The sequence below is a fragment of the Mesonia oceanica genome (assembly GCF_902499555.1).
Lineage (GTDB): Bacteria > Bacteroidota > Bacteroidia > Flavobacteriales > Flavobacteriaceae > Mesonia > Mesonia oceanica.
On sequence record NZ_CABVMM010000002.1, the window covers coordinates 299,340 to 313,312 of the forward strand.

General features: G+C 34.8%; 16 protein-coding genes. All 16 read left to right on the top strand.

What is annotated here, in order from left to right:
• Positions 1 to 39: 39 nt before the first annotated feature.
• The 16 genes from FVB9532_RS03305 to FVB9532_RS03380 all read left to right on the top strand — a co-directional run bounded on the left by FVB9532_RS03305 (position 40) and on the right by FVB9532_RS03380 (position 13,954).
• Positions 40 to 1,572: a flexirubin biosynthesis tyrosine ammonia-lyase FlxA gene (locus FVB9532_RS03305; RefSeq protein ID WP_150543781.1), complete on the top strand. Its 1,533-nt coding sequence runs from the start codon at positions 40 to 42 to the stop codon at positions 1,570 to 1,572.
• Complete coding sequence (fabG, locus tag FVB9532_RS03310; protein WP_150543782.1) at positions 1,562 to 2,299, top strand: flexirubin biosynthesis SDR family reductase FlxB; 738 nt, start codon at positions 1,562 to 1,564, stop codon at positions 2,297 to 2,299. Before FVB9532_RS03305 ends, fabG begins: the two co-directional genes overlap by 11 nt.
• A gap of 9 nt (positions 2,300 to 2,308) precedes the next feature.
• Complete coding sequence (locus FVB9532_RS03315; protein ID WP_150543783.1) at positions 2,309 to 3,175, top strand: lysophospholipid acyltransferase family protein; 867 nt, start codon at positions 2,309 to 2,311, stop codon at positions 3,173 to 3,175.
• Positions 3,176 to 3,272: 97 nt separating this feature from the next.
• Complete coding sequence (locus FVB9532_RS03320) at positions 3,273 to 3,704, top strand: hotdog family protein (protein ID WP_150543784.1); 432 nt, start codon at positions 3,273 to 3,275, stop codon at positions 3,702 to 3,704.
• Between the two features lie 37 nt (positions 3,705 to 3,741).
• Complete coding sequence (locus FVB9532_RS03325) at positions 3,742 to 3,960, top strand: DUF433 domain-containing protein (protein ID WP_150543785.1); 219 nt, start codon at positions 3,742 to 3,744, stop codon at positions 3,958 to 3,960.
• Positions 3,960 to 4,154, top strand: a complete 195-nt coding sequence (locus FVB9532_RS03330) for a DUF5615 family PIN-like protein (protein WP_150543786.1) — start codon at positions 3,960 to 3,962, stop codon at positions 4,152 to 4,154. Before FVB9532_RS03325 ends, FVB9532_RS03330 begins: the two co-directional genes overlap by 1 nt.
• A 1-nt stretch (position 4,155) precedes the next feature.
• Positions 4,156 to 5,310 (top strand): beta-ketoacyl-[acyl-carrier-protein] synthase family protein, encoded by a 1,155-nt coding sequence (locus FVB9532_RS03335; protein ID WP_150543787.1) that lies wholly within the window; start codon positions 4,156 to 4,158, stop codon positions 5,308 to 5,310.
• Positions 5,303 to 5,926, top strand: a complete 624-nt coding sequence (locus FVB9532_RS03340; RefSeq protein ID WP_194716473.1) for a hypothetical protein — start codon at positions 5,303 to 5,305, stop codon at positions 5,924 to 5,926. Before FVB9532_RS03335 ends, FVB9532_RS03340 begins: the two co-directional genes overlap by 8 nt.
• Entirely contained in the window at positions 5,901 to 6,152 is a 252-nt protein-coding gene (locus FVB9532_RS03345) for an ApeE family acyl carrier protein (RefSeq protein ID WP_150543788.1), read from the top strand. Before FVB9532_RS03340 ends, FVB9532_RS03345 begins: the two co-directional genes overlap by 26 nt.
• A gap of 51 nt (positions 6,153 to 6,203) precedes the next feature.
• Entirely contained in the window at positions 6,204 to 7,391 is a 1,188-nt protein-coding gene (locus FVB9532_RS03350) for a beta-ketoacyl-[acyl-carrier-protein] synthase family protein (RefSeq protein WP_150543789.1), read from the top strand.
• Entirely contained in the window at positions 7,388 to 8,464 is a 1,077-nt protein-coding gene (locus FVB9532_RS03355; protein ID WP_150543790.1) for a beta-ketoacyl synthase chain length factor, read from the top strand. The genes FVB9532_RS03350 and FVB9532_RS03355 overlap by 4 nt, the downstream gene beginning before the upstream one ends.
• A gap of 25 nt (positions 8,465 to 8,489) precedes the next feature.
• Positions 8,490 to 9,230 (top strand): polysaccharide deacetylase family protein, encoded by a 741-nt coding sequence (locus FVB9532_RS03360; RefSeq protein WP_194716474.1) that lies wholly within the window; start codon positions 8,490 to 8,492, stop codon positions 9,228 to 9,230.
• Entirely contained in the window at positions 9,199 to 9,840 is a 642-nt protein-coding gene (locus FVB9532_RS03365) for a flexirubin biosynthesis/transport protein LolA2 (RefSeq protein WP_150543792.1), read from the top strand. Before FVB9532_RS03360 ends, FVB9532_RS03365 begins: the two co-directional genes overlap by 32 nt.
• A 111-nt stretch (positions 9,841 to 9,951) precedes the next feature.
• Positions 9,952 to 10,323 (top strand): ApeI family dehydratase, encoded by a 372-nt coding sequence (locus FVB9532_RS03370; protein ID WP_150543793.1) that lies wholly within the window; start codon positions 9,952 to 9,954, stop codon positions 10,321 to 10,323.
• A 9-nt stretch (positions 10,324 to 10,332) separates the two neighbouring features.
• The gene (locus FVB9532_RS03375) at positions 10,333 to 11,532 is read left to right on the top strand and encodes a DUF2062 domain-containing protein (RefSeq protein WP_150543794.1); all 1,200 of its coding nucleotides are present in this window, start codon (positions 10,333 to 10,335) and stop codon (positions 11,530 to 11,532) included.
• The gene (locus tag FVB9532_RS03380) at positions 11,525 to 13,954 is read left to right on the top strand and encodes an MMPL family transporter (RefSeq protein WP_150543795.1); all 2,430 of its coding nucleotides are present in this window, start codon (positions 11,525 to 11,527) and stop codon (positions 13,952 to 13,954) included. Before FVB9532_RS03375 ends, FVB9532_RS03380 begins: the two co-directional genes overlap by 8 nt.
• Positions 13,955 to 13,973: the final 19 nt, after the last annotated feature.

Consider the following 13,973-nt stretch of genomic DNA (forward strand, 5'->3'; position numbering starts at 1 on the left):
ATATACTACATTTGTCGGGTAAACCTTAAGCCATTTTTAATGCCGAAAGCTCAATTTTCCTTTAGTTTTTCAGAATTTAAAGCTATTATTTTTCAGCATAAAGAAGTTGAAATTTCAGATGCTACACTTCAAAAGATGAAAGAGAGTTTTCAATTTCTTAAAAGTTTTTCAGAAGACAAAGTGATTTATGGTGTGAATACAGGTTTCGGACCGATGGCACAATATAGAATCCCGAAGGAAAGTTTAAAGGATCTTCAATATAATTTAATAAGAAGTCATGCTTCAGGAACCGGAAACATCTTAAATGAAGATGAAGTGAAAGCAGTTATGCTGGCACGTTTACAAACATTGAGTTTAGGAAAATCTGGAATCCCTTCCGAAGTGATTTTGCTCATGAAAGAGCTTATTAATCGAGAAATTTATCCGGTTATTTTCGAACATGGTGGCGTTGGAGCAAGTGGAGATTTAGTGCAATTAGCGCACCTAGCCTTGGTTTTAGTTGGTGAAGGCGAAGTATTTTATAAAGGAGAGCGAAAAACTACTGCAGAAGTGTTTAAAGTTGAACAGTTACAGCCCATTTCCATTCAAGGTAGGGAAGGTTTGGCCTTAATTAACGGGACTTCGGTAATGACGGGAATTGGCTTGCTCAATTTTTATTATTCAGAAAGATTACTCGATTGGTCAATCTTTACGAGTAGTTTGTTAAATGAATTAGTGGGAGCTTACGACGATCATTTTTCTGCTGAATTAAATAATGCCAAGTTGCATATCGGTCAGCAAGCAATTGCTAAGCAAATGCGCGAATTTTTAAAAGGAAGTAAACGCATCAAAAAAAGGGAAGCTCATTTATACAAATCGGTAGAAGAGGAGGTTTTTAAAGAAAAAGTACAAGAATATTACAGTTTACGTTGTGTTCCACAGATTTTAGGGCCTATAAAAGATACCTATCAAAACGTACTGGAAGTGTTGATGAATGAAGTGAATTCTGCCAACGATAACCCGATTGTCGATTTAGAAAAGCAACAGGTGTATCACGGTGGAAATTTCCATGGAGATTATATTGCTTTAGAAATGGATAAAATGCGATTGGCAACCACCAAACTTTCCATGTTGATCGAGCGGCAAATTAATTATATGATGAATGCCAAACTCAATGATATTTTTCCACCTTTCCTCAATAACGGAAAGCTAGGTCTCAATTTTGGGATGCAAGGTGCTCAATTCAGTGCAGTCTCTACGACGGCTGAAAACCAGACGCTTTCCAATTCCATGTATATTCATAGTATTTCCAACAATAACGATAATCAGGATATTGTGAGTATGGGGACTAATGCTGCCAATTTAACCAAACGTGTAATACATAATTCTTACGAAGTTCTGGCAGTACAAGTGATAAGCTTGGTACAAGCCGCTTATTTTTTAGATCAAGATAAAGATTTAGCACCGGAAACAGGAAAAATTCTTCAGCAATTCAAAAGTTTTATTCCGCAGCTAAAGGAAGATCAGCCACTATATCCGCTTATTCAAGAAACCTCCAACTATTTAAAAAATCACGCTTGTTATGAAAACTAAATATGCACTAATCACGGGTGGTTCTCGTGGTATTGGCAAAGCGATTGCTAAGCAAATAGCGAAAGATTTGGGGTATCATATTTTGATTACTTACGTCAATAATGACGAAGCGGCCAATGCCACCAAAAATGAAATCGAGACAGAAACATCGGTACGTTGTGAAGTCCTAAAGTTTGACATAGCCAACCGAAACCAAACGGCGGAAGTTTTAGAAAGCTGGCAAGAAAATTATCCAGAGTCCATTATTGAAGTGCTGGTAAATAATGCCGGAGTCACTAGGGATGGTTTGTTTATGGCGATGAGTGAAAACGATTGGGATCAAGTAATCAATACCAGTGTGCAAGGTTTTTATAATGTTACCAAACCACTAATCACGCCTATGATTCGGCAACGTTTTGGAAGGGTTATCAATATTGTTTCCGTTTCCGGTGTTAAAGGAACAGCGGGACAAACCAATTATTCAGCTGCAAAAGCCGCCATTATCGGGGCTACAAAAGCTTTAGCGAAAGAAATAGCTAAACGTAAAGTGACCGTAAATGCAGTAGCTCCGGGTTTTATTAATTCTGATATGACCGAAGAGTTAGACGAAAAAGAATTAAAGAAAATTATTCCCGCAAATCGTTTCGGCGAACCTCAGGAAGTCGCAGATTTGGTGAGTTTCTTAGCTTCTAAAAAAGCCAATTACATTACCGGGGAAGTGATCAATATTAACGGCGGACTCCATTAAAACTTTAGGATGGCAAAATGGAATGGTAAATCTCGCGGTAGCGTTTCGGGAATCAAAGTTTTTGTGTTTTTCATTAATAATTTTGGACTCCGAGCGGCTTATCTTTTGCTATGTTTACCCGTTCCTTATTTTGTGATTGCAGCTCCAAAAGCCACAAAAGCTTTATTTTACTACTTTCATCATCGCTTAAAATTTACGGTGATTTCTTCCATTTTTAAGATTTTTCAAACCTATTATGTTTTTGGTCAAAGTTTAATCGATCGGGTAGCGGTGACCGTAGGGAAGCGGGATCAATTTACCATGAATTTCGATGGCATACATCACATCAAAGAACTTATCAAACAGAATAGAGGCGGAATCTTATTTACCGCTCATATCGGTAATTTTAATATTTCACGTACTTTTTTTGAAGAATTGGGGAATGAAACTACCATTAATATGGTGGTCACCGATCATGAACATAAAGACATTAAAAATTATTTAGAATCGGTTACCGGAAAAACAAAGTTGAAATTAATCGTGGTCAAAGAGGATCTTTCGCATTTATTTCAAATCAATGAAGCTTTAAGCAACAATGAACTGTTAGTATTTGCAGCTGATAGAAGTGGAGAAGGCAAACACATGAAGACCAATTTTTTAGGAGAAAAATCGCAGTTTTTTGAAGGTCCGTTTAAGTTAGCCGCCTTAAAAAAACTTCCAACTTTAATGGTGTATATCATGCGGGAACCCAATTATCACTATCATTTTTATGCTAGAAAATTAGAAGTAGAGCATCACCAACCTCAAGAAATTTTAAAAGGCTATTTGCAGAATTTAGAGGAAATGGTGAAAAAATATCCCACACAATGGTTTAATTTTTACGATTTTTGGGATTAATTTAATATTTGTCAATTCGAGCGGAGTATAGAATGAATTAAATAGATGCTATATTAAAAAATCTATCGACTCTGCTAGAGATGACAGCTAAAATAAAATGAAAACACTTTTCACTAAATCTCAGGTTGAAAATCTGCTACCGCAAAAAGAACCGTTTGCGATGGTAGAAACTTTGTTGGAAAAAGAAAATGAATTGTTTTCAACTTTAATGATTTCCGCAGATAATTTATTAGTGGAACAAGGTTGTTTTTCTGAAGCAGGACTGCTAGAATTTATGGCGCAGAGTATCGCAGTATTTTCAGCTTATCATTCTACAGAACAGGAAAAAGAAGCTCAAATGGGTTTTATAGGAGCTATTAAAAAAGCTGAAATACTAAGTTTACCGAAAGTTGGCACTCAAATTTTCGGGAAAGTAGACAAACAATTTGAAGCTATTGGTATTCAGTTAGCTAAGGTAGAAGTATTCAATTCTTCTCAAGAACGTTTAGCTTGGGCTGAAATAAAAACTGTACTTTCGTCTTCAAAATAAGATTGGAAAGTCTTACAAAAATCACTATTTTTAGTTTATGAATTATTCTAAATACATAGAAATTAATCCTGAAATCCGTTTCGGAAAACCCATTATAAAAGGAACCCGTATTTCTGTTTATGATGTATTAAATTGGCTGTCTCAAGGAATGAGTAAAGAAGAGATTATTGAAGATTTCCCTGAATTATCAGAAGAGAAAATTAATACATCGCTCAGTTTTGCAGCTCATCGAGAAAACAGAATTAGAGTGGCTTAATGAAACTTTTATTTGATCAAAATATTTCATTTAGGATATTAAAGCTATTACCTGAAAATTTTTCAAAATCCAATCAAGTTAGGATTGTTGGTCTAGAAGGAAAAAAAGATATTGAAATTTGGCAATATGCGAAAAAAAATAATTACGCTATTGTGAGCTTTGATGCAGATATAGCTTGTTTAGAAATTGAATAATATGTATAAACAAAAACCACCTGTACATATTATTGACGATGAAATTATCGCTCCGCTAGGCTGGGGAACTTCCGCTAATTTAGAGCAAATTAAACAACAACAAACCGCTATTCGAAAGCATGATTTAAACGCTGATAATTCATTTTACGCAGCGCTTTTTGATGATGATCTTATTCAGAAAAAATTTAGGGAATTATCTTTTTTTGAAGCCGAAGTTTTTACCAAACTCGAAAAATTACTGCTTTTAACCGTTCATCAATTAATAGAACGTAATCCCTCTATCGATTTAGAGGAAACAATTCTTATTATTTCTACTACCAAAGGAAATGTAGAATTATTAGAAGCTTCAAAAAATACTACTCCTGAAAAAGTAAAACTATACAGTTTAGGAAAAACAATTCAGAAATATTTCAACTTTAAAAATAATCCGATTACACTTTCTAATGCTTGTATTTCTGGGGGATTAGGGTTAAGTGTCGGGAAACGTTTGTTAGAAGAAAAAGCCTATACCCATGCCATCGTTTTAGGCGGAGATGTAATTTCGCATTTTACCCGTTCAGGATTTCAATTACTCCAAGCCATGGATACCGAAATCTGCAAACCTTACGATAAAAACCGAAAGGGAATTAATTTAGGCGAAGCAGCTGCAGGTGTCTTATTAAGTACCGAAAGACAACATTCAAGCATCCAAATTGTGGGAGAGTCTACGGCAAATGATGCGAACCATATTTCAGGTCCGTCAAGAACGGGAGAAGGTTTGGTAAAGGCTATTTCTGCAGCTTTAAAAGAAGCAAAGTTAGCACCTTCAGCTATCGATTGTCTTTCTGCACACGGAACGGCAACCCATTACAATGATGCCATGGAAGCTAAAGCTTTTGAGAGATTGAACCTTCAACACAAACCATTAACGAGTTATAAAGCTTATTATGGCCATACTTTTGGGGCTTCTGCTTTAATCGAAAGCATTTTAAGCGTAAAATCACTTCAGCAAAATGTATTATTTCCTTCATTAGGTTGTAAAGAAATAGGAGTGGAGCCGGTACTGAATATTCAACAAGAATGGGAAGAAAAAAAATCCAGGTATGCTTTAAAAACTGCCTCCGGATTTGGCGGTTGTAATTTTGCCATGATTTTTAAAAACTTGAATAATGAGTAATATTCATAACATTTCTGCTACGGTTATCCTTAGAAATCATCAGGTAATTCTTAACGAAAAGGTGGTTTTTGAAACTGCTGAAGATTTAGAATTATCTTTATTTCTAAAAGCTTGCTATCAAGATTTAGAAATCGATTATGGGAAATTTTATAAAATGGATTTGCTTTCTAAATTAGGTTTTATCGCTACAGAATATTTACTGAAAGATCAAAAACTAAATCCTGAAACAGCTTTAATTTTACAGAATAGTGCGGGAAGTTTAGAAACCGATACAAATTACCAAGCCAGTATTTCAGATAAAAATGCTTTTCCTTCACCGTCAGTTTTTGTGTATACATTACCCAATATTGTATTGGGAGAGTTAAGCATTCGCCATCAATTGCAAACCGAAAATGCTTTTTTTATTTCTGAAAAATTTGAAGCTCCGTTTTTAATTGTTTATTTGCAAAACTTATTAAGTACCCAAAAAGCAGAAGCGGCAATTTGTGGTTGGCTCGATTTGGATAAAGACGGATATAACGTATTTTTGAGCCTGATAACGAAAGAGGAAAAAGGCAAAGCCTTGACTGCTGAAAATTTAAAGAACTACTATGAGCAATTTAAGACAAGAGCTTAAAAAACAAATAATTGAACAACTAAATCTTGAAGATTTAGAAATTACAGATATTAATGATAACGACGAACTTTTTGGCGATGAAATAGGACTCGATTCTATTGATGCTTTAGAATTGATCGTTTTGTTAGAAAAAGAATACGGTATAAAAATAACCGACCCCAAAGAAGGAAAAGAAGTTTTTTATAGCGTAGAAACGATGGCGTCGTACATCGAAAAACATTCCTAAATTTCCTACCGGGTTTTTAAAACCTTTTAAGTGTAGCAATTAAATCTATACATGAGTAAACGTATTGCCATAACCGGGATGGGCGTGGTTTCTGCTATTGGAACGAATGTCCAAGAAAATTTACTTGCCTTAAAGCAACAAAAGTCCGGTATTGGTCAATTACGACTATTAGCTACCGTTCATCAAAATTTCCCTTGTGGTGAAATTAAATTAACGAATGCCAAGTTAGTTGAAGAATTAAAAGTTCAGCAAGAAGAAACGTTTACCCGTGCGGCGTTATTAGGAGTGAAAGCGGCAGAAGAAGCACTACAACAAGCGCAAATTTCAGCTAAACATAAAATAGCTTTGGTGAATGGAACTAGCGTTGGCGGAATGGATTATACAGAGAAACTCTACCAAGATTTTTCTAAAAACCCACATACCACCAAATATATTGAAGCCCAACATCCGGGGTTTACGAGCGATACCATTGCGCATCATTTGGGTATTAAAGGTTTGGTAACCACGGTAAGCACGGCATGTTCTTCTGGAGCCAATGCTTTAATTACCGGTGCCAAACTTCTCAAAGCCGGAAAAGTAGAAACAGTTTTGGCGGGGGGAACCGATTGCCTTTCAAAATTCACTTTAAACGGATTCAATAGCTTAAAAATATTATCTGAACAACTTTGTCAACCTTTTGATCAACATCGAAAAGGCTTGAATTTAGGAGAAGGTGCCGCTTATCTAGTCTTAGAAACTGAAGAAAAAGCGAACGCGGAAAACAAAACCATTTTAGGCTATTTAGAGGGTTATGGTAATGCAAATGATGCATTCCATCAAACCGCCTCTTCAGCAACGGGAGAAGGTTCTTTTTTAGCGATGCAAGCAGCACTCAACGCTGCTCATATTCATCCAGAAGAAATTTCTTATATCAACGCTCACGGAACCGCCACTGAAAATAACGATCTTTCTGAAGGTATTGCGGTACAACGAATTTTTAAAAAACAATTACCAAAAATATCTTCAACCAAAGCTTTTACCGGTCATACCTTAGCGGCTGCCGGCGCGATTGAAGCGGTATTTTCCTTGTTATCCATTCAAGAGCAGAAAGTTTGGCCTAATTTAAATTTTCAAACGCAAATGGCAGAATTATCTTTTTCTCCTGAAACAAAAATCGTATCGCAGAAAATAGAAAAAGTACTTTCTAATTCGTTTGGGTTTGGGGGTAATTGTTCTTCTTTACTATTTTCGGCTGTATGAAAAAAGCTTGCTACATCAATGGTATAAGTTCTCTTTCTCCGCAATCTACGGCTGAAGAAGAGAATTTTGATTTTCAGCAAATTCAAACCTTTCAAAAACCGGTTTTACAAGTTGCGTTTAAAAACTATAAAAAGTTAATTAAACCCGTTGCTATGCGAAGAATGTCGAAATCGGTAAAAATGGGGGTTTTTACAGCAGCTTCCGCTTTAATCGATGCAGAAGTAAAAACACCGACTTCTATTTTAACGGGTACAGGAATGGGCTGTAAGCAGGATTCTGATATTTTTTTAGAAAATTTACTGTTGCAAAACGAAGAATTACTATCCCCTAGTAAATTTGTACAATCTACCCATAATACGGTGGGCGGTCAGGTAGCTTTATACTTAAAAAGTAAAGCCTATAACTTTACGTATGTTCAAGGTTCGGCTTCTTTTGAAAGTGCCTTACTCGATGCCCAATTATCGATATTAACAGAAGAAAAACCACATCAAATTTTGGTAGGCGGAATTGATGAAATCTCTGAAAATACCATTGGTTTGTTGCAACTCGATCAACAAATTAAAAATGAACCGGAGATTAAAAACCTTCAACTACTTGATTATCCTTCAAAGGGAAGTATTATTGGAGAAGGTGCTCATTTTTTTGTGATTTCTGAAGAAAAAACGGCAACTAGCTACGCTCAACTTCTCGATCTTCACCTAGAAAATGCTATCGAGGTGGAGGAAGTAGCAATAAAAACAAAACAATTTTTAGCACAAAATCAGCTTCAAGCCTCTGATATTGATTTGATCATTTTAGGGAATAATGGCGATAAGGATTTTGATACTTATTTTCAACCGCTTCAGCACGAATTTAAACAAACGCCACAGGTGTTTTACAAACATTTGGTAGGCGAGTCCTACACGGCTTCAGCTTTTGGAATGCAATTGGGTGTCAAGATTTTAAAAGCTCAATTTATCCCGGAAGCTTATCGGTTAAACGCTATTCAACCTCAAAAAGCCATCAAAAAAGTTTTACTTTACAACCAGTTTCGAGGTAAAAATCATAGCTGGATGCTGTTAGCTCATGTTTAAACGTAAAACAATAAATACAATTTTTTTGCTGTTATTGATAGTAACGGCTTATGCGGTTTTTAAATACCATTGGCCTATTTATTGGTTTTTAATTGTTGGAGGAGTTTGGTTAGCACTAACGATTATTGGTTCTACCAATGTTCAGTTGAATTACTTTTATCCCGCTTTGCATAAAAATCCAACAGTAATGGAGTCTAAAGTTGCATTGACTTTTGATGACGGTCCGCACACGAATACGATTCAAATTTTAGACTTACTGAAAAAATACAACGCAAAGGCTACATTTTTTTGCATTGGTCATTGTATAGATGAACATCCCGAAATTTTTAAACGAATTATTACTGAAGGACATACCGTAGGAAATCATACTTATGCACATCCTAAAAATTATGGATTCTTAACCTCAAAAACCTTAGTTAGGGAAATAGAAACTTGTAATCAAGCCGCTAAAACCCATGGACAGGTAGATTTAAAACTCTTCCGTTCTCCGTTTGGTGTAGCCAACCCTAATATTAAAAAAGCCTTAGGAAGAACCCAAATGCAACCGATTGGCTGGAGTTTACGCTCGTTTGATGCCTTATTTTCCTCAGAAGAATTTTTATATAAAAATATCATTAAACAGCTAAAAAAAGGTGACGTAGTTTTGTTACACGACAATCAAGCACATACGTTGATAATTTTGGAGCGATTATTGGTATTTTTACAGCAACACAATTTCAAATCTGTGACCATCGATGAGTTATTCCATATCAAAGCTTACGCTTAGTGTTTTAGCGTTATTACAGCTTAATTTTTTAACACAAGCACAAACCGAATTAACTTCAGCAGAAATTGAAAATTTTCAACAACAAGTTTTTGAAAAAGCAGAAGAAGTTCAAAATTTACATGGGAAATTTATACAAACCAAACACGAAGAGTTTTTGTCTTCACCCGCAGAAAGTTCAGGTCGTTTTTATTACAATACACAAAACCAATTAAATTGGTCGTACGAAGAGCCATTTGCAATGGAAATTCTTTTTACAAATGATAAATTATTTCTTACTGAAAACGGCAAGACTCGGGAAATCGATGTTTCGGCTTATAAAATGTTTGATCAATTAAGTGAGCTTATTTCAGAAAGTATAAACGGGAAAATCATTCAGCAGCAGGATTTTGAAATCGCTTATTTTAAAACTGAAAATTTCACTCAAGCCGTTTTAAAACCTAAAGCAGAAACACAGCAATTATTCAGTAAGATTGAATTGTTTTTTAATGCTAATGATTTAGTTGAAAAAATTAAATTAGTGGAAAGTGAAGAGAGTTTTGTGATGATTCAGTTAAAAGACTTACAAGTGAATCAACCGATTTCGGAACGTGTGTTTGAAGTTACTAAGTAAAGTTCACGTCAAGCTGAACTCGTTTCAGCATCTACTCCCAATAATTTTATTCTCAAATCTAAATGACGTAAAAATCAACTAAGGGATTATACAATTAAATTTTTAAAATCTATGCTTGAAAACTTCTCAGAAATAATTCAGCAACAATATAAAGAAGAGCAATTTGAAGTTCAGTTCAAGCTGAATGCTAATCACGAGCTTTATACAGGGCATTTTCCCAATCAGAAAGTAACCCCTGCTGTAGTGATGATTCATTTATTTAAAGAGCTTGCTGAAAATTTCACCACAGAAAGACTTCAACTAAAACAAGCTTCCAATCTTAAGTTTTTAAGCGTACTCAACCCCGATGAAAATAACCTGTTCATTTGTAATGGAACTCTTGAATTGCAAGAAAATGATTGGGTATTAAAAGGACTTGCTAAAACTTCTTCACAAGTTATTGCGAAAGTAAAATTGATTTTTACGACTTTTGTCGACCACTAAATCAAGAATTTGAAAGAAAACTCGGCTTACATACCTATTTTTAATGAGTTAAGTTGCTGTGTCATTATTCCCACTTATAACAACCAAAAAACTTTAAAACGGGTGTTGGATGGTGTGCTGGAATACACCGAAAACCTTTTGGTGATCAACGATGGCTCTACCGATAAAACTTCAAGTATTTTAGCTAATTACCCGCAAATTCATACCATTCATTTTAAAGAAAATAGGGGGAAAGGCAATGCGTTAAAAAAAGGTTTTCAAGAAGCCGGAAAATTAGGATTTAAATACGTTATTACTTTAGATTCAGACGGGCAACATTACCCGAAAGATTTACCCAAGTTTATAGAAGAACTTCAACAACCGCATGAAAAGCCGCTTTTAATTATTGGTGCTAGACAAATGGATAGTCCCGGTGTGCCGCAAGGAAATAGTTTTGGGAATGTTTTTTCGAGTTGGTGGGTTTATATTGAAACCGGCTATAATTTAAAAGATACACAATGTGGGTTTCGATTATATCCTCTAGAGATCGTGAACAAGATCAAGTTGTTTACCCCAAAATTTGAGTTTGAAATTGAAATTATGGTGAAAAGCGCTTGGCGCGGTGTTGAATTGAAAAATATTCCTATCGATGTGCTTTATGACCCTCAGGAACGAGTAACACATTTTCGTCCGGTAATTGATATTACCCGAATTACCTTATTGAACATCTGGTTTGTTTTTGTTTCTTTTTTCTTTGTAAAACCGGCACGAAAACTAAAGGAAATTCGGCAAAAAGGAGGAAAGCGTTTTTGGCGGGAAGATATTTTGAAAATTCAAGAGCGTCCGTTTCAAAAAGCAAAAGCCGTTGCGTTGGGTATTTTTATTGGTATTTCTCCTTTTTGGGGATTGCAATCCTTAATTGTTTTTTTTGCTGCCGAATATTTTAAACTCAATAAAGTATTGGCGTTTTTCGCTTCAAATGTGAGCATCCCACCAATGATTCCGTTTTTGTTGTATTTCAGTTATCAATTTGGTGCTATTATCTTAGGAAACGAACCCGATGCAAGCCTTAATATTGAAAATATAGAAAGTGCCTTTGATATTTTAATGGGCGTAAAGCAATATTTGATTGGTAGTTTTGCTTTAGCTGCCGTAAGTGCAATTGTTTTAGGAGCATTATTTTTCTTAATTTTCAGTTTATTTAGTAAGAAAAATCCAACAGATGCATAAGTGGCTGTTTAAAATTTATCAACGTGTTCAAGCCCAAAAAACAATTGCTTTTTTGGTGTTTTTGTTGATGATTATTCTTTTTGCTGTTGGTGCTTCTCAACTAAATTTTCAAGAAGACGTTCAGCAACTTATCCCAAAAACAGAAGCATCTGCACGTTTGCAGCGAATTTTAAAAACGGTAGAATTTACTGATAAAATTATCGTTGATATTTCTACGGAGAAGGAAGGGAAAGAAGATAGTTTGGTAAGTTATGCAGAAAGCTTGTTAACTAAACTTCAGCAATCGCCCGATTCAATTTATATTGAAAAAGTCCAAGGCAATGTTCAAGATCGGGAAGTAACGCAGACTTACGATTTTATTTTAGAGAATTTACCACTTTTTTTAGCTGAAGATGATTACCAACTTATCGATCAGCGTTTAGTAAAAGATACTGTCAATGCAAGGTTAGAAGGTGTTTATAAAAGTTTGGTAAGTCCATCAGGGTTTTTGACAAAGAAATTTGTATTAAACGATCCTTTGCAATTGAGCAGTTTGGGCTTAACTAAACTAAAAAGTCTTGAACTACAAACAGGATTTCGCATTTACGATAATTTTTTAGTGAGTGAAGATGGTAAAAACCTATTGCTATTAATTACACCAAATCAAGCATATGCAGATGCTTCCAGTCAAGCAAAATTTGCTGATTTTCTGTACAACACTATCGATCAACTCAACCAAAAACATCAAGTAAATGCTAGTATTTTTGGAAGTTTGCTTTATAATGTCGCCAATGCCAATCAGATTAAACAGGACATTCTTTTTACCGTTGGCATAGCCATTCTTATTTTATTGGGAATTCTTATTTTTTTCTACCGAAAAATATACATTCCACTCGTTTTATTTTTACCGACTTTGGTAGGTGGTGTCTTTGCCCTAGCTGTAATTTACATACTCAATGGCGAAGTTTCGCTTATTAGTTTGGGAATCGGAGCAATTCTATTAGGGATTTCACTTGATTATTCGCTTCATATTTTAACGCATTACCGAAATCAGCCCAATGTAAAATCGCTGTATAAAACCATTACCCAACCGGTTTTAATTAGTTGTTTCACTACGGCCATCGCATTTTTCTGTCTATTATTTTTAAATACCGAAGCCTTAGCCGATTTAGGTCTGTTTGCGGGCTTAAGTGTAATTGGTTCTGCATTGGTAGCGTTACTCATCATTCCGCATTTGTATCAAAAAAAAGAGGCTATTTCGCCTCGAAAAACATTTTTAGATAGAATAGGGGCGTATCCTTTTTCTGAAAATAAAATCTTGGTGGGAAGTTTATTTTTAGCTTTTCTAGTAGGCTTGTTTTTTATGCATAAGGTTGAATTTAATAAGGATCTCTCCCAACTTAATTACCAACCGAAACAATTAGTAGAAGCCGAAAAACAACTGCAATCCTTAGAACAAGGAGAAACTAAAACGCTTTATTTAGCAAGTTATGGCAATACGTTAAACGATGCCTTACTGACCAATCAAATGCTTTATAAGCAACTTCAAAAAGCTAAAGAAAACGGAGCGATTACGAGTTTTAGTAGTATAGGTGGAGTGGTTTTATCTACCCAAGAACAACAGGAACGCATCGAAAAATGGAAAAACTTTTGGTCGGTAGCTAAAAGGAAAAAATTAGTTCAGCAAATCAAAGAAGCTTCTGATTCTTTAGGTTTAAAACCAACTGCTTTTCAAGGTTTCGAAAATTTATTGGTGAAAGACTTTAAAACGCTGAACCTTCAAGATTACCAACAAGTTTCTAATTTATTTATCGATGACTTTATTCAACAATCTTCTGAGGAAAATTTAGTTACGATCACTTCTTCCATTAAAGTTCCTGAAAAAATTGCTGCTGATGTCATTGAAAAATTTAATGAAGAAGAAGGAGTATTAGCTATCGATAGAAAAGCGATGAACGAATCTTTTTTAGGAAGTTTAAAAAATAATTTTAATGAATTATTGTGGTATTCCTTTATCGCTGTTTTCATTATTTTAATCATTTCTTTTCGAGATCTTAAGCTTACTTTACTTACGTTAATCCCGATTGCAATCACGTGGGTATTGGCTTTATTGATCATGTATGTTTTTGGTATTCAATTTAATGTATTAAATATTATTATTTCCACTTTTATTTTTGGTTTAGGAGTTGATTATTCGGTATTTATAACTAGTGGTCTAAAGTATGAATTGAACCATAAAAATAAAGTCTTATCAAGTTATAAAACTTCTATTTTATTATCGGTCATTACCACTTTGTTAGGAATGGGGGTGATGATTTTTGCAAAACACCCGGCCTTAAAATCAATTGCTTCAGTTTCTTTAATCGGTATTATTTGTGCAGTTTTAGTTTCGTTTACCTTGCAACCCTTTCTATTTCGATTGATGTATCGAAAAAGAAATTAAATCCTGCAAGGTATTTTCA

What these genes read in the sequence shown, in the direction of transcription:
- FVB9532_RS03305 (WP_150543781.1), top strand. Translation starts at nt 40, where the DNA reads ATGCCGAAAGCTCAATTTTCCTTTAGTTTTTCAGAATTTAAAGCTATT.
- fabG (WP_150543782.1), top strand. Translation starts at nt 1,562, where the DNA reads ATGAAAACTAAATATGCACTAATCACGGGTGGTTCTCGTGGTATTGGC.
- FVB9532_RS03315 (WP_150543783.1), top strand. Translation starts at nt 2,309, where the DNA reads ATGGCAAAATGGAATGGTAAATCTCGCGGTAGCGTTTCGGGAATCAAA.
- FVB9532_RS03320 (WP_150543784.1), top strand. Translation starts at nt 3,273, where the DNA reads ATGAAAACACTTTTCACTAAATCTCAGGTTGAAAATCTGCTACCGCAA.
- FVB9532_RS03325 (WP_150543785.1), top strand. Translation starts at nt 3,742, where the DNA reads ATGAATTATTCTAAATACATAGAAATTAATCCTGAAATCCGTTTCGGA.
- FVB9532_RS03330 (WP_150543786.1), top strand. Translation starts at nt 3,960, where the DNA reads ATGAAACTTTTATTTGATCAAAATATTTCATTTAGGATATTAAAGCTA.
- FVB9532_RS03335 (WP_150543787.1), top strand. Translation starts at nt 4,156, where the DNA reads ATGTATAAACAAAAACCACCTGTACATATTATTGACGATGAAATTATC.
- FVB9532_RS03340 (WP_194716473.1), top strand. Translation starts at nt 5,303, where the DNA reads ATGAGTAATATTCATAACATTTCTGCTACGGTTATCCTTAGAAATCAT.
- FVB9532_RS03345 (WP_150543788.1), top strand. Translation starts at nt 5,901, where the DNA reads ATGAGCAATTTAAGACAAGAGCTTAAAAAACAAATAATTGAACAACTA.
- FVB9532_RS03350 (WP_150543789.1), top strand. Translation starts at nt 6,204, where the DNA reads ATGAGTAAACGTATTGCCATAACCGGGATGGGCGTGGTTTCTGCTATT.
- FVB9532_RS03355 (WP_150543790.1), top strand. Translation starts at nt 7,388, where the DNA reads ATGAAAAAAGCTTGCTACATCAATGGTATAAGTTCTCTTTCTCCGCAA.
- FVB9532_RS03365 (WP_150543792.1), top strand. Translation starts at nt 9,199, where the DNA reads ATGAGTTATTCCATATCAAAGCTTACGCTTAGTGTTTTAGCGTTATTA.
- FVB9532_RS03370 (WP_150543793.1), top strand. Translation starts at nt 9,952, where the DNA reads ATGCTTGAAAACTTCTCAGAAATAATTCAGCAACAATATAAAGAAGAG.
- FVB9532_RS03380 (WP_150543795.1), top strand. Translation starts at nt 11,525, where the DNA reads ATGCATAAGTGGCTGTTTAAAATTTATCAACGTGTTCAAGCCCAAAAA.